Origin of the sequence: Paracoccus yeei ATCC BAA-599 (genome assembly GCF_000622145.1) — a bacterium.
GTDB classification, from domain to species: domain Bacteria; phylum Pseudomonadota; class Alphaproteobacteria; order Rhodobacterales; family Rhodobacteraceae; genus Paracoccus; species Paracoccus yeei.
The window spans coordinates 88,476-107,109 of record NZ_JHWH01000008.1; the positions used below are offsets into that span (position 1 = coordinate 88,476).

The window sequence follows — 18,634 nt, forward strand, 5'->3', positions numbered from 1 at the left end:
TTTACCCAAAGGGAGGAAGAACACATGCTTACGTTTACCCGCCGCGTCATGCTGGGCGTCACCGCAGCAACCCTGGCGCTGTCGACGCTGCCCGCGATGGCGCAGGACTATCCGTCGAAGCCCGTCACCATCGTGGTGTCCTATGCCGCCGGCGGCGGCACCGACGCCATCGCGCGGGTGTTCGCCGCGCGGCTGGAAAAGGCCATCGGCGGCCGCGTCATCGTCGAGAACCGCCCGGGCGCCGCGGCCAACATGGGCACCGACGTCGTCGCCAAGGCCGATCCCGACAGCTATACGCTGCTGATCGGCAACCAGGGGCCGATGGTCGTGAACCCGCATATCTTCAAGCTGCGCAACGACCCGGCCGAGACGCTGGACCCCATTGCCATGATCGCCGACGCGCAGCTGGTGGTCGTCGCGGGGCCCAGCCTTCAGGTCAATTCGATGCAGGAGCTGCTTGAGAAGGCCAAGCAGGACCAGCTGGTCTATGGCTCGGCCGGCAATGCCTCGGCCAGCCATGTCGCCACGCTGCTGCTGGGCCAGATGGCCGGCATCAAGCTGAAGCACGTGCCCTACAAGGGCGCCGGCCCGGCGATCAACGACCTGCTGGGCGGCCATGTCGATTTCATGGTGACGACGGTTCCGTCGGTGATCGGGCTGGTCCAGGACGGCACGCTGAAGGCGCTGGCGGTGACCGGCAAGGAACGCTTCGAGGCGCTTCCCGATGTGCCGACCGTCGCGGAATCGGGGCTGCCGGAATACAGCGCCTCGGCCTGGTACGGCCTGCTGGGTCCCAAGGGCCTGCCCGAGGACGTGCGCGCCAAGCTGGCCGCGGGTACCGAGGAAACGCTGCGCGACCCGGCTTTCATCGAAAGCCTGCAGAAGGACGGCGGCGTGCCGTCGCATCTGGTCGGTCAGGACTTCGCCGACTTCATGGCTGCCGAACGCGCCCGCTGGGGCGAGGTCGTCAAGGCCGCCGACATCAAGGTGGAATAAGCCATGAGCCGCGAAGCCCCAGAGATCATCCAGGTCGATCTTCCGGCCCATCAGCCCGCGTGGCGACGCCGCTGTCCATCATCCTGGCGGGCCTTGCCGCCAAGGATGCCCGCCCGGGCGAGCTGGTGATCTTTGCCGTGATCCTGACAGCCGTCTGCATCGCGCTGTTCCGTTACGCGCTGGGGCTTTCGCTGCCCGTGGCGCCCTGGCTGATCGGATACTGACATGATGGCCATGTTCGAACATCTGGGTCTGGGCATGACGGTCGCCTTTACCCTGCAAAACATCTTCTTCTGCTTCATCGGCTGCCTGATCGGCACGCTGGTCGGCGTGCTGCCGGGCGTGGGTCCGGTGGCCACCATCTCGATCCTGCTGCCAGTGACGCTGTCGCTGGACCCGACCGGCGCGCTGATCATGCTGGCCGGCATCTACTACGGCGCGCAATACGGCGGCTCGACCACGGCGATCCTGGTCAACATCCCGGGCGAGGCGACGGCGGTCGTGACCGCCATCGACGGGCACGAGATGGCCAAGAAGGGCCAGGCCGGCCTGGCCCTGGGCCTTGCGGCCATCGGGTCGTTCATCGCCGGCACCGTGGCCACGTTGGTCATCGCCGCGCTGGCGACGCCCATGACCAAGCTGGGGCTGCTGTTCGGCCCGGCCGAGTATTTCTCGCTGATGATCATGGGGCTGGTGCTGGCGGTGGTGCTGGCGCACGGCTCGCTGGTCAAGGCGCTGGCGATGATCGTCGCGGGCGTGCTGCTCTCCTGCGTCGGCGCCGACATGGAGACGGGGCGCGAGCGCATGACCTTCGGCCTTTACATGCTGACCGACGGGATCGAATTCGTCGTGCTGGCCATGGGCATCTTCGGTTTTGGCGAGATATTCAAGAACCTGGCCGACCCCGAAAAGCGCGACGTGATGCGGGGCACCATCGGCCGCTTGCTGCCGACCTTCGCCGAACTGCGCCAGAACCTGGGCGCCATCCTGCGCGGCACCGGCCTCGGCTCGATCCTGGGGGTGCTGCCCGGCAATGGCGCGATCCTGGCGCCGTTCGCCAGCTATGCGCTGGAAAAGCGCATCTCGGACCGGCCGCAGGATTTCGGCAAGGGCGTGCCGCAGGCGGTTTCCGGTCCGGAATCGGCCGACAACGCAGGCGCGCAGACCAGCTTCATCCCCCTGCTGACGCTGGGCATCCCGCCGAACGCGGTCATGGCGCTGATGGTCGGCGCGATGATGATCCAGGGCATCGTCCCCGGCCCGCAGGTTATCCATAACAGCCCCGACCTGTTCTGGGGCCTGGTCGCCAGCATGTGGATCGGCAACCTGATGCTGGTCGTCATCAACCTGCCCCTGATCGGGGTCTGGGTGAAGCTGCTGAAGGTGCCTTACCGGCTGCTGTTCCCGGCCATCGTCGCGTTCTGCTGCATCGGCCTGTTCTCGATCTCGAACGACGGGGCGCAGGTCATCATGGCCGGGGTGCTGGGCCTCTTGGGCTTTGCGCTTTACAAGCTGCAGTTCGAGGCCGCGCCGCTGGCCCTCGGCTTCGTGCTGGGCCGCCTGCTGGAAGAAAAGCTGCGCCAGGCGCTGATCATCTCGGACGGCAGCATGACGACCTTCCTGACCTCGCCCCTGTCGGCCGGGCTGCTGCTGGTCGCCCTTGCGGTGCTGGTCATCGCGATCCTGCCCTCGATCAGAAAGTCGCGGGACGAGATCTTCGCCGACGACTGATCCCTGGAACGCGGCCTTCGGGCCGCGTTTCCTTTTCCGGCTCTCCCCGAAGCGTGCTCATCTGGCCCTGTCCGGCTGCTTCGCTGCGTGCTTTCCGGCCCTGCGGGCCGCATCCCGCAGCTTCCTCCTCCGGGCCTTCACCATCGTGATCTTGCGGTACTTGTCGACGCCCGTCACTTCCTTGCCGACCCATGCGGGCAGGTCCAGGCGGGCGCCTTCGCTGGGCAGTTCGACCTCGGCAAGGATCACCCCGTCCAGCAGCCCGTGATATTCGTCCACCACCCATTCGTGCCCCAGGGCAGGGATATGATGGCGGGTCTTTTCGACCACCTCGCCCTTGCAGTGCTGCTCCAGCAGGACCAGGCCATCGGGCAGGGGGATTTCATATTCGAACTCGTGCCGGGCAAGGCCCTTGCGGGGGCCCTTTATCGTCAGCGTCGCCTTGTCGTCGTACAGGCGGATGCGGACCTTTCTGCCGTCATAGAAGGCAAGAATTCCATCCCGAAGGCGTGTCGAACGGACGACCGCATCCCTCCAGCCCTCGTTGGCAAGCATGAATTTGCGTTCGATCTCGATTGGCATTGCGCGCGTCACCCGCCTTGTTTCCCGATTGCGTCTCTCATGCGCATGTTCCGGCCGGATGACAATCATCGGAAGACAGGCCCGCCGCGTCGCGCCTTGCCTTGTCGCTGCGCTTCCCCCTACCTTGGCCTTCCGTTCCCGGAGCCGCACCATGAGCCATAGACTGACCGAATTGCACCGCCGCATCGCCGGGCAGTCACGGCTGTTCGCAGGCCTGCCCGCAGGGATGACGGATCGGCTTCTGGATTCGGCGCAGGTGCTGCGGCTGGCGCGCGGGCAGGCGCTTTTCCATCAGGGCGACCCGGCCACCGCCATCCACATCATGGCCGAGGGCTGGGTCAAGCTTTACCGCATCGCGCCGAACGGGGCCGAGGCGGTGGTGGGCGTCATGACCCGCGGGCAAAGCTTTGGCGAGCCGATCGCGCTGCGCCGGGCCGATTATCCGGTCTCGGCCGAGGCCTCGACCGCCAGCGAGGTGGTGGCGCTGCCGGCCCAGGCCTTCCTGAACCTGCTGCAAGCCCATCCCGAGGCGGCGATCTCGATCCTGTCGGCGACCTTCCTGCACCTGCAAAGCCTGGTCGAGCAGATCGAGCAGTTGAAGGTGCGTTCCGCCGCCCAGCGCGTTGCCGAGTTCCTGCTGGACCTCTGCCCGCCCGATGCAGAGGGCGCGACCGTCGCCTTGCCCTATGACAAGACGCTGATCGCCGGGCGGCTGGGGATGAAGCCCGAAAGCCTGAGCCGCGCCTTTCTCAAGCTGCGCCCGCATGGCGTCAGGATCGACCAGACCAGCGCCGTCATCGCCTCGGTCGGGCGGCTGCGCGAGGCCGCCAATGCCGAGTCCCTGGGCCGGGCCTAGCCCAGCACCAGCACGCATAAGCCGGCAAGCCCTGCCAGCCACAGGCCCAGCGGCAGCATGAAGGCGCCAAGCCAGCTCGGCGCGTCGCCTAGGTGCAGGAAACCCCGCAGGATCGCGCGCGCCTTGAGCCAGGCCAGCGCCAGCAGCCCGACCGCCGCCAGCCGCCCGTCGACGCCGGCCAGCAGCGCGGTGGCGGCCGTCAGGCCCATCAGTTGCAACCAGCATCGGATCAGCGGGTCCATCGGCGCCTACCAGATCAGATAGATGACGGGCAGGATCAGCACCCAGACCAGATCCACCATATGCCAGAACATCGCCCCGGCCTGCACCGGCGCCGGTCGGGCTCGGACCGCGACCAGCGCCAGCACCGCCACGCCGGCGATGACATGGGCGGCGTGAAAGCCGGTCAGCAGGTAATAGAAGGTATAGAAGGGATGTCCGTCCATCCCCAGCCCGGCCCGGATGTCGCGCGCGTATTCCACCGCCTTCAGCGCCAGGAACATCAGCCCGCCCAGTCCGGCGAGGCCCAGGCCCAACCGGGCGCGGGCGCGCAGGCCGGCGGCGGCGTCGCGCTCCGCCAGCGCCGCGAACAGGCCCGACGTGACCAGGATCACCGTGTTCAGCGCCGCCAGCCGCCCGTCCAGATGGCCCTGCGCGGCGGCAAAGCCCTGCGGGTCGCGCAGCCCCATCGCCACCATGGCGGAAAGCCCGGCGGCAAAGACCAGCACTTCCGAGGCGATCAGGATCCACAGGATCAGCTCTCCCGGCAGATCGTCGATCCGCATCACAGCACCAGCTGGCGATAGATTTCCGGCAGGGCGCCGGTCAGCCGGTCGGGATCGCGGATCACCGAGAAACCGCCCTGGCCGAAGATGCGCGGGAACCAGCTTTGCGCCCCCTTGTCGATGGTGATGCCAAAGACCGCGTGGCCGGCGCGGCGGGCCTGGCGCACGGCCATGGCGCTGTCCTCGATGCCGTGGCGGCCCTCGTAATGGTCCAGGTCGTTGGGCTTGCCATCGGTGATGACGATCAGCAGCCGGCGCGGCCGGCCCTCGTCGGCGAGCCCGGCCGAGGCGTGGCGGATCGCGGCGCCGAGCCGGGTATAGAAGCCCGGACGCAGGGCGTGGATGCGGGCCTCGACCTCGCGCGACATCGGCTCGGAGAAGGGCTTGCAGTCGTGGATCCAGACCCGGTCGCGCTTCAGCGAGGAAAAGCCCTGGATGGCGAAGCGGTCGCCGCAGGCGTCCAGCCCCCAGGCCAGCGCGGTCAGGGCCTCGCGCGCGATGTCGATGACCGGACGGCCGGTGACGGCGCTTTCGGTCGAACGCGACACGTCGAGCAGGATCGAGACGGCGAGGTCGCGGTTTTCCTGCCGGGCCTGCTGCCAGATGCGGTCGCTGCCGCGCCCGGTGGCGCGCAGGTCGGTGACCGACCGCAGCGCGGCATCGAGGTCCAGTTCGTCGCCGTCGGGCTGGGCGTGGCGGATCGCCCTGGCCGGGCGCAGCGCCTGGAACTGGCGGCGCACGGCCTCGATGCGGCGGCGGGCGGCGGGGTCGGTAACGCCGGCGTAATCGGGCGCCGGCTCGACCGGGGCGGCCAGCACGCGGCAATGGTCGGGCAGCCAGACGCCGCCCCTCGCGTCCCATTCGGGATAAGTGAAGCGGCCGGCGATGCGCTCGCGGTCCACGTCCTCGGGCGCGAGGTCGAGATGCAGCTTCAATTTGGTCGCCGGCGCCTTGCTGATCTGGCCCAGCACGATCTCATCATGGTCGTCGGCGGCCTTCCTGGCGTTGTCCAGGTCGTCGTCCTCGACCCGGCGGTTGATGTTCATCATCTCGGCCCAGGTCAGCATCGCCTCGAATTTATACAGGATGATGCTGTCCTTGCGCTCGGCCTGATCGGCCTTCATGCGGCGCGTCTTGCGGGCGGTGCCGTCGCCGCCTTCCTCGGGGGTGCCGTCCGTGGGCAGGCTTGCGATCTGTTCGCCGGGGGCCTGGCTCAGGCCGCGCAGGTCCGGCCACATTGGCACCGGCAGCACCGGGCGATAGCCGCGCGGCGCCTGCCAATGCGCGGGCGGGGCGGCGTAACCGGCCAGCATCGCCGGTTCCGGCGGCTGCGGATCGCCCAGCAGGTGGCAGACCAGGATTTCGACCTGCGCCTCGGTCCCGCGCAGGGCGGGGCGGTGGCGGGCCTGCAGATGCGCGGCAGCCAGCCGCGACCACAGCGGGCGCAGCCCGGGCGCGGCATCCAGCGTCGCGCGCAGCATCGCCATGCCGGCGGCGATGCCGGCCAGATCGGCGCGCAGCGGATCGGTCTCGGCTGCAAACCGCGGGGCATGGGCCGAGGCGGCGGCGAGCCACAGATACAGCCCCTCGTTGTCCTGGGGTCGCGGGAATTCGGCCAGTTCCGCCGGCAGGCGCAGGGCGTCGCCGTCGAAGCTGCTGCGGGCCAGGCGTTCCTGGTCAAAGGCCAGACGCCGCCGCCAAGAGATGCGGTGGCGGCCGGACTGGTCGGCCACCGGCTTCAGTTCGACATCGGCCGCCCCGCCAAGGCCCCGGAACAGCACGGCGATGCGGCCGCGCATGTCCTCGAAGCGGACGGCGGCCTCGGGATAGCGCTGCGGCGGGTCCATGCGCGAGGCGATCAGGTGCCACAGCTTGCCGACGGTTTCCTCGGGCTCCCAGGGGGCGATCTCGATATGGGCCATGGCGCTATCCCGTCACCGCCACGGCCAGGTCCAGAAGGCCCCTGCGGGTGTCGGCGTCGTCGGTCAGCGGCTCGATCATCGCGGCAAGGATGGCGCGTTCCAGCGCCATGCCGCCGGCGATCAGGGTCGCGGCATAGACCACCAGCCGGGTCGAGACGCCTTCCTCGAGATCCTGTCCCTTGAGCCCGCGCAGCTTGTTCGCCAGCCGCACCAGCAGCGCCACGCGATCCTGGTCCAGCCCGCTTTCGCGCGCCACCACGGGGATTTCATGCTCGGGCCGGGGGAAGGTGAATTCGACCGACAGGAAACGCTGCCGGGTCGAGGGCTTCAGCGTCTTCATGATGTTCTGGTAGCCGGGGTTGTAGGACGCGACCAGCATGAAGCCGGGCGCTGCCTGCAATTCCTCGCCCGTGCGGTCGATCGGCAGGATGCGGCGGTCGTCGGTCAAGGGGTGCAGCACCACGGCCACGTCCTTCCTGGCCTCGACCACCTCGTCCAGATAGCAGATCGCGCCCTGGCGCACGGCCCGGGTCAGGGGGCCGTCGACCCAGACCGTCTCGCCGCCCTTCAGCAGATAGCGGCCGATCAGGTCGGCGGCCGAGAGGTCGTCGTGGCAGGCGACGGTGTAAAGCGGCCGGCCCAGCCGCGCCGCCATATGGGCGACGAAGCGGGTCTTGCCGCAGCCTGTGGGTCCTTTCAGCAGCAGGGGCAGGCTGGCGGCATGGGCGGCGGCGAAGATCGCACATTCGTCGCCCTGGGGCAGGTAGAAGGGGGCGTCCGCCCCCGTCACGTCGAAGGGTCCGTCCATCGTCTCACTCCGCTGCATGTTGGATCACGGGGCCGGGTTCGATCACTTCGCGGCGCGGCTTCAGCAGCGAATAGATCAGCATGTAGGCCCCCAGCACGACCGCCACCCCGGCGCCCAGCCGCATCCAGTAGAACAGCGCGATCTGGTCCTGCACGTCCATGTAATATTCGCCCATGACGCGCTGCAGGTGGGTTTGCAGCGTGCCGGCGAAGGTCAGCACGAAGGTCATGAACAGCATGCCGCCGGACATCAGCCAGAAGGCGGCCATGTTCAGCACCTGGTTATAGGGGTCGCGCCGGCGCAGGATCGGCAGCGCATAGGTGAAGAGCGCGAGGTTCAGGCAGACATAGGCGCCGTAGAACGCCAGGTGCCCGTGCGCCGCGGTGACCTGGGTGCCATGGGTGTAATAGTTCACCCCGTGCAGCGTGTGCAGGAAGCCCCAGACGCCCGCACCGAAGAAGGCCAGGACCGAGCAGCCGAGGCTCCACAGCAGCGCCGCCTTGTTCGGGTGGTCGCGCCGGCCCTTCCAGACCATGACGAAGGCAAAGCTCATCATGGCAAAGAACGGCACCACCTCGAAGCTGGAGAAGATCGAGCCGATCCACTGCCAATAAGCCGGCAGGCCGATCCAGTAATAATGGTGCCCGGTGCCGAGGATGCCGGAAAACAGCGCCGTGGCGACGATGACGTAGAGCCATTTTTCCACCACTTCGCGGTCCACGCCGGTCAGCTTCAGCATCAGGAAGCCCAGGATCGACGCCATGATCAGCTCCCACACGCCCTCGACCCACAGGTGGACGACGTTCCACCAGTATTGCTTGTCCAAGGCCAGGTTCGACGGGTTGTAGAACGAGAACAGGAACAATAGCGCCAGCCCCCAGAGGCCCAGAAGCAGGATCGACGAGATCACCGTCTTGCGGCCCTTCAGCACGGTCATGCTGACGTTCCACAGGAAGATCAGGGCCGCGACGACGATGCCGGCCTTGACCCAGCGCGGCTGCTCCAGGAACTCGCGCCCCTCGCGGCCCAGCAGGAAATTGCCCTCGAACAGGTTGAACAGATAGGTCACGACCACGCCCGCCGTGCCGATCACCAGAATGGCAAGCTGGACATAGGCGGCCTTGACCGAATGGATCTCGCGCTCGGCTTCCTCGGGGATCAGGAAATAGGCGGCGCCGAAAAAGCCGGTCAGCAGCCAGACGATCAGCGAGTTGGTGTGCAGCATCCGGCCGATGTTGAAGGGCAGGATCTCGGACAGGAAGTTCGGGTTGACGTAGATATAGCCGATGACCAGGCCCATGGTGACCTGGACGGCGAACAGGATCAGCGCGGCATAGATATAGGCCAGCGCGATCTTTTGCGATTGGTATTTCATGGTTGTTCCCCCTGTTAACCGGCGTCGTTCGGCGGCCAGTTCTGGGTGTTGATCCGCCCGGTCCACAGCAGGAAATCCGACAATGCGCGGACATCCTGATCGTTCAGGTGGAATTGCGGCATCTGGCGACGCCCCTCGACGCCCGAGGGCTGGGCGTCCATCCAGCCCTTCAGGGTCTCGAACGCCATGTCGGGGTCCTCCTGGACGCCCCAGCGTTTCATGACGTTGCCAAGCTCGGGCGCGAAATAGGCGCCTTCGCCCAGGATCGAATGGCAGTTCACGCAGGCCTTTTCTTCCCAGACGTGCTTGCCGCGCACCACCGAGGGCGTCAGGCCCGCCTGATCCGTCGAGACATGGGTGATGTACCAGTGGCCGTGAATGAACAGGCCGATGAAGATGAGTATGAAGAACAGCGACCCGCCATAGAAGATGTTTCGGGCCATGCTCTTTGTCAGGACCTCGCGCATGGCGATGACCTCCGAGAGTCGTTGGCGATGGTCCTGACATGGCGCGGCGGGGCGCGGCGAGTCTTGACGGAAGTCAAGGATGACAAAAATCCTTTGTGAAAAATGCGGGCATGAAAAGCGATCACCCCCTCCCGCCCCGCTGGCCCGTCTGGAAGCTGTCGATGCTGCTTTACGTCTTTGCGGCGGGGGCGGTGGCCATCAACCTGTTCATGCTGGGCCTGATGGGCCAGGCGCTGGGCCTTGCGGCGTTGACGCCGCAGCAGGCGGTGGCGCTGGCGGTGCCGCTGGGCGTACCGGCCGCCTGGCTTGCCGGGCGCTGGGTGCATCGGCTGCTGGACGAGGCGGGCCGGGGCTAGCGGGCCATTTTCGCCGCCCGCCGCAAATTCGGACGGGAATTTGTGCTGGCGCAACGTTCGGGCCCCCGTGTCGGCGCCATCTTCGCGGCAGCTGTCCAGCCGGAGCGTCAGATGTCCGTACCGCAACTTCTGCACCTTGCCCGCCGCGGGCTGTGGCTGATCGTGCTGTGCCTGCTGCCGCTGGCCGCGGGTTCGGCCCAGGCCATGACGCTGGCCGAGGCGCTGGAGCAGACCCCGCCCGCGCAGCTGTTCGCGGGGGCCGATGCCTATGGCGCGCCGCAGGGCGACCCGGCCATCGTGCCCGTGCTGAAGGGCGGCGAGGCGCTGGGCTTTGCCTATCTGAACAGCGACTTCACGCCTTCGACGGGCTATTCCGGCAAGCCGATCCGAATCGTCGTCGGCATCGACGCGCAGGGCGTGATCCGGGGCATCAACCTGGTCGAGCATCATGAACCCATCGTCCTGATCGGCATCCCCGAGGCCAAGGTGCTGGCCGCGCTGAACGGGCTGATCGGCACCGATCTGGCGCCGGTCGCCAGCGGCGCGGCGAAGCCGCCGCAGGCCGAGATCGTCTCGGGCGCCACGGTGACGGTGCTGGTCATGGGCGACAGCATCGTGCGCTCGGCGGTCAAGCTGATCCGTTCGGGCCGGCTTTCGGGCGTGGCCGCCGGACCGGTGCCGGCCGAGGTCCGGCGCGAGCTGGACCCGGCCGTGACCCAGGCCGCGGACTGGCAGACGCTGCTGGGCGACGGCTCGGTCCGCTCGCTGGTCCTGACGGTGGGCGAGGTCAGCAAGGCCTTCGCCGATGCGGGCCAGCCCGCCGCCGCCGGCCGCCCCGAGGCCGCCGAGCCCAAGGCGCCCTTCATCGACCTTTACATGGCGCCGGTTTCGGTCCCGGCCATCGGTCGCAGCCTTTTGGGCGATGTCGCCTATGACCGGCTGGCGGCCAAGCTGAAACCCGGCCAGTCGGCGCTGCTGGTGGCGGGCGACGGCGCCTATTCGTTCAAGGGCTCGGGCTATGTCCGCGGCGGCATCTTCGACCGCATCGAGCTGATGCAGGACGGCCAGGGCCTGCGCTTCAAGGACCATGACCACACCCGCATCCCCGTGCTGGCCGCCCAGGGCGCGCCGCGGCTGAAGGAGATCGCGCTGTTCGTGGTGCCGCAGGACTTCACCTTCGACGTGACCCGGCCCTTCGACCTGCAACTGCTGGTGCAGCGCCAGACCCAGGGCCGCGACAAGGCCACGCTGCCCTTCGACCTGGCCTATCAGATCCCGGAACGCTACCTGCTGCCTGCGCCCGAACCGGCCCCCGCCGCCGCCGAGCCCAATCCGCAACCGCAGCCCCGCGCCCAGGTCGGCCAGCCCGCGCCCGAGGACGACGGCCCGGCGCTGTGGAAAACCATGTGGCAGATGAACCGCATCCAGATCGCCATCCTGGGCACGGCGCTGGCGGTGCTGACGGCGATCTTCTTCTTCCAGGACGTGCTGACGAAGTACCCGCGCACCTTCCTGTGGGTGCGGCGCGCCTATCTGACCTTCACCCTGGTCTGGCTGGGCTGGATGGTCCACACGCAGCTGTCGGTCGTGAACGTGCTGACCTTCTTCAACGCGCTGCTTTCGGGGTTTTCCTGGGATTACTTCCTGGCGGCGCCTCTGGTCTTCATCCTGTGGTGCGCGGTCGCGGCGGGGCTGCTGTTCTGGGGCCGGGGGCCGTTCTGCGGCTGGCTCTGCCCCTTCGGTGCGCTGCAGGAACTGTCGAACACCGTCGCGCGCTGGCTGCGCTTTCCCCAGATCACCTTGCCCTGGGGGCTGCACGAACGGCTGTGGCCGATCAAGTACATGATCTTCCTGGGGCTTTTCGGCCTGTCGCTTTATTCGCTGTCGGATGCCGAAATCTATGCCGAGGTCGAGCCCTTCAAGACCGCCATCATCCTGAAATTCATGCGCGAATGGGGCTTCGTGCTGTTCGCGCTGCTTTGCCTGCTGCCCGGCCTGTTCATCGAACGCTTCTATTGCCGCTACATGTGCCCCTTGGGCGCGGCGCTGGCGATCCCGGGGCGGATGCGCATGTTCGAATGGCTGAAGCGCTGGCCGGAATGCGGCAGCCCCTGCCAGCGCTGCGCCAACGACTGCCCGGTCCAGGCCATCCACCCCGAGGGGCAGATCAACGTCAACGAATGCATCTACTGCATGAACTGCCAGGTGCTTTACCACGACGACACCCGCTGCCCGCACATGATCACCGTCAAGGCCCGGCGCGAAAAGCTGGCCCGCAGCGCCGGCCCCGCCGCCGCCAAACCGGCCGCATCCCCAACCCCCGCCACGACTGCGCCGCCGGCCTATCGCGCCCAGCAGGCGGCGGCCCTGAAAATCCCCGATTCCAAAGGAGCATGAGATGACCGACAGGAACGATTTCCGACTGAACCGCCGCCAGTTGCTGGGCAGCTCGGTCGCGGTGGCCGCAGGCGTCGGCGCCGTCGCGCCCCGCGCGCTGCTGGGCGCCGGGGCCGGGCTGGCCGCCGGCGGCATCGCCGCCCCGGCGCTGGCCCAGGGCACGCCCGGCAACCAGGAGTATGTCGTCCATCCGGGCGAACTGGACGAATATTACGTCCTGCTGTCCGGCGGCCATTCGGGCGAGGTGCGCATCATGGGCCTGCCTTCGATGCGCGAACTGATCCGCGTGCCGATCTTCAACCGCGAAAGCGCCACCGGCTGGGGCCTGACCAACGAATCCCGCAAGGTGCTGACCGAAGGGCTGACCCCCGAGACGGTCGAGTTCCTCAAGGACAAGGGCGGCGTCTATACCAACGGCGACGCCCACCACCCGCACCCGTCCTTTACCGACGGCACCTATGACGGGCGCTACTTCTTCATCAACGACAAGGCCAACACCCGTGTCGCCCGCGTCCGGCTGGACGTGATGAAATGCGACAAGATCATCGAGCTGCCGAACCAGCACACCGTGCACGGGCTGCGAGTGCAGAAATACCCGCGCACCGGCTATGTCTTCGCCAACGGCGAGGACGGCGTGCCGCTGCCCAACGACGGCAGCGTGCTGGACGATCCCAAGCAGTATTTCTCGATCTTCTCGGCCATCGACGGCGACACGATGGAGGTCGCCTGGCAGATCAAGGTGGACGGCAACCTCGACAACGTCGATGCCGATTACCAGGGCAAATACGCCTTCGCGACCTGCTACAACTCGGAAGGCGGCGTGACGCTGGAAGAGATGATGGAGAAGGACCAGGACTGGCTGGCCGTCTTCGACCTGAAGGCCATCGAGGCCGCCGTGAAGGCCGGCGAGGGCGAAGTCAGGAACGGCGTGCGCGTGCTGGACGGCACCGGCGACAAGAACAGGCTGGTGCGCTATATCCCGGTCGCGAACGGCCCGCACGGCATCAACACCGCGCCGGACGGCATCCATATCGTCGCGAACGGCAAGCTGTCGCCCACGGTTACGGTGTTCGACGTGCGCAAGTTCGACGACCTTTTCGCCGACAAGATCCAGGGCCGCGACTGCGTGGTGGCCGAGCCGGAGCTGGGCCTGGGTCCGCTGCACACCGCCTATGACGGGCGCGGCAACGCCTATACCACGCTGTTCATCGACAGCCAGATCTGCAAGTGGAACATCGAGGACGCGATCCGCGCCTACAAGGGCGAGCAGGTCGACCCGATCCGGCAGAAGCTGGACGTGCACTACCAGCCGGGCCACAACCACACCTCGATGGGCCAGACCAAGGAAGCGGATGGCAAGTGGCTGATCTCGCTGAACAAGTTTTCGAAGGACCGGTTCCTGAACGTCGGGCCGCTGAAGCCGGAATGCGACCAGCTGATCGACATCTCGGGCGACGAGATGAAGATCGTCCACGACAACCCGACCTTCGCCGAGCCGCATGACGCGACCATCGTGCACGCATCGAAGATCAACCCCGTCTCGGTCTGGGACCGCAACGATCCCTTCTTTGCCGATGCGGTGGCGCAGGCCAAGGCCGACAACATCGACCTGATGGTCGACAGCGAGGTGATCCGCGACGGCAACAAGGTGCGGGTCTACATGACCTCCTCGGCGCCGATCTTCGGGCTGGACAGCTTCACCGTCAAGCAGGGCGACGAGGTGACTGTCTATGTCACCAACATCGACGATGTCGAGGACCTGACCCACGGCTTTTCGATCATCAACTACGGCATCAACATGGAGGTGGCGCCGCAGGCGACCGCATCCGTCACCTTCAAGGCCGACCGGCCGGGCGTCTACTGGTATTACTGTTCGTGGTTCTGCCATGCTATGCACATGGAGATGAAGGGCCGCATGCTGGTGGAAAAAGCCTGATGCGCCTGTCCCTTGCCCTGCTGCTGATCTGCCTGGCCTCGCCGCTTGCGGCGCGGGTCTGGCAGCCCGCCGACGATGCCGCGCTGGCATCGGCGCTGGACCGGGCGCAGGCGGGGGACGAAATCCTTCTGGGGGCCGGGCGCTGGCGCGGCCCCCTGCTGATCGAGACGCCGCTGACCCTGCGCGGCGAGGCCGGCGCCGTGGTGGACGGCCGGGGCCAGGGCCATGTGATCGCGGTCGATGCCCCGGACGTGCAGATCAGAGGCCTGACCGTGACCGGCTCGGGCAGCGATCTGGACCGGATGGATTCGGGCATCTTCCTGACCAAGCGCGCCAGGGGCGCGCAGGTGCGCGGCAATACGCTGCGCGACAACCTGCACGGCATCCGCATCCAGGGCGCCCGCGACAGCGTGGTGGCCGACAACCGCATCGAAGGCCGCCGCGGCCGGCAGTCGGAACTGGGCAATGGCGTCAGCGTCTGGAACGCCCCCGGCGCCGTGGTCGAGGGCAACACCATCACCCTGGGCCGCGACGGCATCTTCGTCTCGGTGTCGAAACGCAACGTGTTCCGGGGCAACGACATCCGGGGCACCCGCTTTGCCATCCATTACATGAACACCGCCGACAGCACGATCGAGGACAACCGCTCGCAGGACAACGGCATGGGCTATGCGATCATGTTCTCGGACCGGCTGCGGATCGTCGGCAACAGTTCGGACAACGACCGCGACTATGGCTTCCTGTTCAACTCGGCCAACCGCTCGGTGATCGAGAGGAACCGCGTGACCGGCCATCCCGCCCCGGAAAGCCGCTGGCGCGACATGGGCACCAGCGCCGAGCCGGGCGTCCCGCAAGCCGAGGTCTCTGTCACCGGCAGCCGCATTGCGCCGGAAAAATGCGTGTTCATCTATAACGCCAACCGCAATCGTTTCATCGGCAACCGTTTCGAGGGCTGCGCCATCGGCATTCATTTCACTGCGGGGGCCGAGGGCAACCAGGTCGCCCGCAACGACTTCATCGGCAACCGCATTCAGGTGAAATACGTGGGCACCCGCTATCTGGAATGGTCGCTGGACGGTATCGGCAACTACTGGTCCGACAATGCGGGCTTCGACCTGGACGGCGACGGGCTGGCCGACAGCCCCTATCGCCCGAACGACATGGTGGACAAGGTGATGTGGACCGCGCCGCAGGCCCGGTTGCTGCTGACCAGCCCCGCCGTGCAGATCCTGCGTTTCGCGCAAAGCCGCTTTCCCGCGCTGCTGCCGGGCGGCGTCACCGACAGCCATGCGCTGATGCGCCCGAATTCCGAAAGGCCGCTCTAGATGACCGTGATCCTTGACCATGTCGGCAAGACCTATGGCGGCCGCGCCGTGGTCAGCGACCTCAGCTATGCGCTGGAGCCGGGGCAGGTGGTGGCGCTGGTCGGCCACAACGGCGCGGGCAAGACCACGCAGATCAAGATGATGCTGGGCCTGACCCGGCCCGATGGCGGCAGAATCACCGTGCTGGGCGCAGACCCGGGCGACCGCGCGGCGCGGCGCGCGCTGGGATATCTGCCGGAAAGCGTGCAGTTCCACCTGGCCTTTTCCGGGCGCGAGACGCTGGGCTTCTATGCCCGGCTGAAGGGCCTGCCGGCGCGCGGCCATGACGCGCTGTTCGCCCGCGTCGGGCTGTCGGACGCCGCCGACCGGCCGGTGCGCACCTATTCCAAGGGCATGCGGCAACGCCTGGGCCTGGCGCAGGCGCTGCTGGGCGACCCCCGCCTGCTGCTTCTGGACGAGCCGACCTCGGGCCTTGACCCCGCGCTTCGGCGCGAGCTTTACGGCATCGTCGCCGAACGGGCGCGGGCGGGGGCCACGGTGCTTTTGTCCTCGCACGCGCTGACCGAGCTGGAAGGCCATGCCGAGCGGGTCATCGTGCTGAACCGCGGCCGCAAGATCGCCGATGGCACGCTCGAGGAGTTGCGGGCGCTGGCCGGGCTGCCTTCGCGCCTGCATTGCGTCATCGACGGCACGCCACGACGGATCGAACTGGGCCAGGACGAAAAGCCCGCCGTGCTGCGCGCGCTCTTGGACCAGGGCGCGACCCGGATCACGCTGGAAGACCCCAGCCTCGACGACATCTATGCCCATTTCCTGCAATGCTAGGCCGCCTGATGTCCGCGATCCTGACCATAGCCCGCCGCGAACTGGCCGAAGGGGTGCGCAACCGCTGGGTGGTCTCGATGACTGCCGTCATGGCGGCGCTGGCCGGGGCCATCGCGGCCCTGGGCTCGGCTCCGACCGGCTCGACCGCGACCGGGGCGCTGGACGTGGTGGTGGTGGGGCTGGCCAGCCTGACCATCTTCCTGGTGCCGCTGATCGCGCTGCTGCTGTCTCATGACAGCATCACCCGCGAGGCCGAGCGCGGCACGCTGCTTTTGCTGCTGAGCCACCCCTTGGCGCGCTGGCAGGTCGTCGCCGGCAAGTTCCTGGGCCAACTGGCCATCCTGGCGCTGGCCACCGTGATCGGCTTCGGCTGCGCCGCCGTCTTCGTGATCTGGCGCCACGGCGCCGAGGGCTGGCAGGCCTTCGCCTTCATGACCGCCGTTTCGGTGCTGCTGGGCGCGGTCTTTCTGGGGCTGGGGGTGCTGGCGTCGAGCGTGGTGCAGGAAAGCTCGACCGCTGCCGGCATCGCCATCGGGCTGTGGCTGTTCTTCGTCGCGCTTTACGACATGGCGCTGCTGGCGGCGCTGGTGGCGCGGGGCGGCCATGCCGTGCCGGGGGGGCTGATGGACATGGCGCTGCTGGCCAATCCGACCGACGCCTATCGCCTGCTGACGCTGGGCGAGGGCAGCGCCGCCCTGCTGTCGGGCATGGGCGGGGTCTATGACAATTCGCATCTGACGCCCTGGCTGCTGGCCGGGGCGCTGCTGGCCTGGTGCCTGGCGCCGTTGGCCCTGGCCATGACCGTGTTCGCGCGGAGGAACCTCTAGATGAAACCGCTTCTGATCGCCGCCTTGCTGATGCTGCCGCTGATGGGCTGCAAGCCGGACGCCACCGCCACCCTGCCGCCCGAGTCCATGACCGCCGAGGCGGTGGGCCGCTATTGCGGCATGAACCTGATGGAGCACGAAGGCCCCAAGGGCCAGGTGGTGCTGTCGAAGGACCTGGGGGCCTATTGGTTCTCCTCGGCCCGCGACACGGTGGCCTTCACCATGATGCCGGACGAGGTCAAGGATTACGGCGGGCTTTATGTCTCGGACATGGCCAAGGCAAAAAGCTGGGCCGACCCCGGCGCCGACAACTGGATCGACGCGAAATCCGCCTTTTACGTCGTCGGCGCCAAGGTCGAGGCGGCGATGGGCGGGGCCGAGATCGTGCCCTTCGGCACCCGCGAGGCGGCCGAGGCCTTTGCCCGGGACAAGGGCGGCACGGTGCAGGGCTTCGACGAACTGACCCCCGACGAGGTGCTGGGCGGCGAGGCCGAGCAGGGGGAGGGTGCTCATGCGCATTGACCGCCGCCGCTTCCTGACCATCTCGGCCGCTGTCGCTGGGGCGGCGCTGCTGTCGCCGCGCGGGCTCTTGGCGGCACCGCAGGCGACGGTCTGGCGCGGCCAGGCCCTGGGCGCACCGACCACGCTGATCCTGAACCATCCCGACCCGGCCCGCGCCCAGGTCCTGCTGCGCGAGACCGCGGCCGAGCTGCGCCGGCTGGAGGCGATCTTCACCCTTTACCGCGCCGAATCGGAACTGTCGCGGCTGAATCGCGACGGCTATCTGCTGGCGCCCAGCCCCGAGATGCTGGCGGCGCTGGACCTGGCAGGCCGGGTCCATGCCGCGACCGGCGGGCTCTTCGACCCGACCGTGCAGCCGCTGTGGCGTGCCTATGCCGCGGGCGATGCGCAGGCCATCGCGGCGGCGCGGTCCGGCCTGGGCTTCGGACGTGTACGGATCAGCCGGGCCCGTATCTTGCTGGCGCCCGGCCAGGCGCTGACGCTGAACGGCATTGCCCAAGGTGTCATCACCGACCGCATCACCGATCTGCTGCGCGCCGGCGGGGCCGAGCATACGCTGGTCGACATGGGCGAGTTTCGCGCCATCGGCGGCCGCAGCGCGCAGGAGCCATGGTCGGTGAGGCTGGCCGGCGGCGGCCACGCGCTGCTGACCGACCGGGCGCTGGCCACGACCGAGGCGCGCGGCTTCAGCTTCGATCCCGAGGGCCGCTTGCCGCAGCTGATCGACCCCGCCACCGGCACGGCGCGCGCCGATTGGGCCCGCGTCTCGGTCATCGCCGACAGCGCGGGGCTGGCGGACGGGCTTTCGACCGGGCTCAGCCTGGCGCCGGCCGCGGCGATCCGCGCCGCCCTGCCGCATCTGCCCGGGGTCGAGGTCCGCGCGCTGGACGCCTCGGGGCAGGAGTTCCGTTTTACCTGACGTTC

The 18,634-nt window shown here is 67.9% G+C and carries 19 protein-coding genes; 12 read left to right on the top strand and 7 right to left on the bottom strand.

Going from position 1 to position 18,634, the window contains the following annotated elements; all coding sequences use genetic code 11:
* Nucleotides 1-24 precede the first annotated feature (24 nt).
* The 3 genes from BU28_RS0105650 to BU28_RS0105660 are packed head-to-tail and all read left to right on the top strand — an operon-like array spanning nt 25 to nt 2,727.
* The gene (locus tag BU28_RS0105650) at nt 25-996 is read left to right on the top strand and encodes a Bug family tripartite tricarboxylate transporter substrate binding protein (protein ID WP_028718609.1); all 972 of its coding nucleotides are present in this window, start codon (nt 25-27) and stop codon (nt 994-996) included.
* 59 nt (nt 997-1,055) lie between these two features.
* Nucleotides 1,056-1,220, top strand: coding sequence for a hypothetical protein (locus tag BU28_RS25270; RefSeq protein WP_198944993.1), 165 nt, complete (start codon nt 1,056-1,058; stop codon nt 1,218-1,220).
* A 1-nt stretch (nt 1,221) separates the two neighbouring features.
* Entirely contained in the window at nt 1,222-2,727 is a 1,506-nt protein-coding gene (locus BU28_RS0105660) for a tripartite tricarboxylate transporter permease (protein WP_028718610.1), read from the top strand.
* A gap of 57 nt (nt 2,728-2,784) precedes the next feature.
* Here BU28_RS0105660 and BU28_RS22105 read toward each other — a convergent pair whose 3' ends face one another.
* Nucleotides 2,785-3,495, bottom strand: a complete 711-nt coding sequence (locus tag BU28_RS22105) for a CYTH domain-containing protein (RefSeq protein WP_345940143.1) — start codon at nt 3,493-3,495, stop codon at nt 2,785-2,787.
* Here BU28_RS22105 and BU28_RS0105670 point away from each other — a divergent pair.
* Entirely contained in the window at nt 3,461-4,165 is a 705-nt protein-coding gene (locus BU28_RS0105670; RefSeq protein WP_028718611.1) for a Crp/Fnr family transcriptional regulator, read from the top strand. The two genes, BU28_RS22105 and BU28_RS0105670, sit on opposite strands and share 35 nt — an antisense overlap.
* Here the strand turns inward: BU28_RS0105670 and BU28_RS0105675 are convergent.
* Genes BU28_RS0105675 through BU28_RS0105700 form a run of 6 tightly spaced genes read right to left on the bottom strand, consistent with a single transcriptional unit; the run spans nt 4,162 to nt 9,522 of the window.
* The gene (locus BU28_RS0105675) at nt 4,162-4,407 is read right to left on the bottom strand and encodes a cytochrome C oxidase subunit IV family protein (RefSeq protein ID WP_028718612.1); all 246 of its coding nucleotides are present in this window, start codon (nt 4,405-4,407) and stop codon (nt 4,162-4,164) included. The genes BU28_RS0105670 and BU28_RS0105675 overlap by 4 nt on opposite strands.
* A 6-nt stretch (nt 4,408-4,413) precedes the next feature.
* The gene (locus BU28_RS0105680) at nt 4,414-4,950 is read right to left on the bottom strand and encodes a cytochrome c oxidase subunit 3 (RefSeq protein WP_028718613.1); all 537 of its coding nucleotides are present in this window, start codon (nt 4,948-4,950) and stop codon (nt 4,414-4,416) included.
* Nucleotides 4,950-6,872 carry a nitric oxide reductase activation protein NorD gene (locus BU28_RS0105685; protein ID WP_028718614.1) on the bottom strand — a complete coding sequence of 641 codons (1,923 nt, stop codon included), beginning with the start codon at nt 6,870-6,872 and terminating at the stop codon, nt 4,950-4,952. The genes BU28_RS0105680 and BU28_RS0105685 overlap by 1 nt, the downstream gene beginning before the upstream one ends.
* 4 nt (nt 6,873-6,876) lie before the next feature.
* On the bottom strand, nt 6,877-7,680 hold the full coding sequence (locus BU28_RS0105690) for a CbbQ/NirQ/NorQ/GpvN family protein (protein WP_028718615.1): 804 nt from the start codon (nt 7,678-7,680) through the stop codon (nt 6,877-6,879).
* A 4-nt stretch (nt 7,681-7,684) separates the two neighbouring features.
* The gene (locus tag BU28_RS0105695) at nt 7,685-9,055 is read right to left on the bottom strand and encodes a cbb3-type cytochrome c oxidase subunit I (RefSeq protein ID WP_028718616.1); all 1,371 of its coding nucleotides are present in this window, start codon (nt 9,053-9,055) and stop codon (nt 7,685-7,687) included.
* 14 nt (nt 9,056-9,069) lie between these two features.
* On the bottom strand, nt 9,070-9,522 hold the full coding sequence (locus BU28_RS0105700; protein WP_028718617.1) for a c-type cytochrome: 453 nt from the start codon (nt 9,520-9,522) through the stop codon (nt 9,070-9,072).
* A 110-nt stretch (nt 9,523-9,632) separates the two neighbouring features.
* Between BU28_RS0105700 and BU28_RS0105705 the strand changes: the two genes are divergently transcribed.
* The 8 genes from BU28_RS0105705 (at nt 9,633) to BU28_RS22115 (ending at nt 18,629) form a co-directional block, all read left to right on the top strand.
* On the top strand, nt 9,633-9,878 hold the full coding sequence (locus BU28_RS0105705; protein WP_028718618.1) for a hypothetical protein: 246 nt from the start codon (nt 9,633-9,635) through the stop codon (nt 9,876-9,878).
* A gap of 111 nt (nt 9,879-9,989) precedes the next feature.
* Nucleotides 9,990-12,275 carry a NosR/NirI family protein gene (locus BU28_RS22110; RefSeq protein ID WP_051577800.1) on the top strand — a complete coding sequence of 762 codons (2,286 nt, stop codon included), beginning with the start codon at nt 9,990-9,992 and terminating at the stop codon, nt 12,273-12,275.
* Nucleotide 12,276: 1 nt separating this feature from the next.
* Nucleotides 12,277-14,211: a TAT-dependent nitrous-oxide reductase gene (nosZ, locus tag BU28_RS0105715; protein ID WP_028718619.1), complete on the top strand. Its 1,935-nt coding sequence runs from the start codon at nt 12,277-12,279 to the stop codon at nt 14,209-14,211.
* Complete coding sequence (locus BU28_RS0105720) at nt 14,211-15,536, top strand: nitrous oxide reductase family maturation protein NosD (protein ID WP_028718620.1); 1,326 nt, start codon at nt 14,211-14,213, stop codon at nt 15,534-15,536. Before nosZ ends, BU28_RS0105720 begins: the two co-directional genes overlap by 1 nt.
* Nucleotides 15,537-16,361 carry an ABC transporter ATP-binding protein gene (locus tag BU28_RS0105725; RefSeq protein WP_028718621.1) on the top strand — a complete coding sequence of 275 codons (825 nt, stop codon included), beginning with the start codon at nt 15,537-15,539 and terminating at the stop codon, nt 16,359-16,361.
* Between the two features lie 8 nt (nt 16,362-16,369).
* Nucleotides 16,370-17,188, top strand: coding sequence for an ABC transporter permease (locus tag BU28_RS0105730; RefSeq protein WP_028718622.1), 819 nt, complete (start codon nt 16,370-16,372; stop codon nt 17,186-17,188).
* Nucleotides 17,189-17,710, top strand: a complete 522-nt coding sequence (locus BU28_RS0105735; RefSeq protein ID WP_028718623.1) for a nitrous oxide reductase accessory protein NosL — start codon at nt 17,189-17,191, stop codon at nt 17,708-17,710.
* Nucleotides 17,700-18,629, top strand: coding sequence for an FAD:protein FMN transferase (locus tag BU28_RS22115; RefSeq protein ID WP_036762073.1), 930 nt, complete (start codon nt 17,700-17,702; stop codon nt 18,627-18,629). Before BU28_RS0105735 ends, BU28_RS22115 begins: the two co-directional genes overlap by 11 nt.
* The last annotated feature ends 5 nt before the right edge of the window (nt 18,630-18,634 follow it).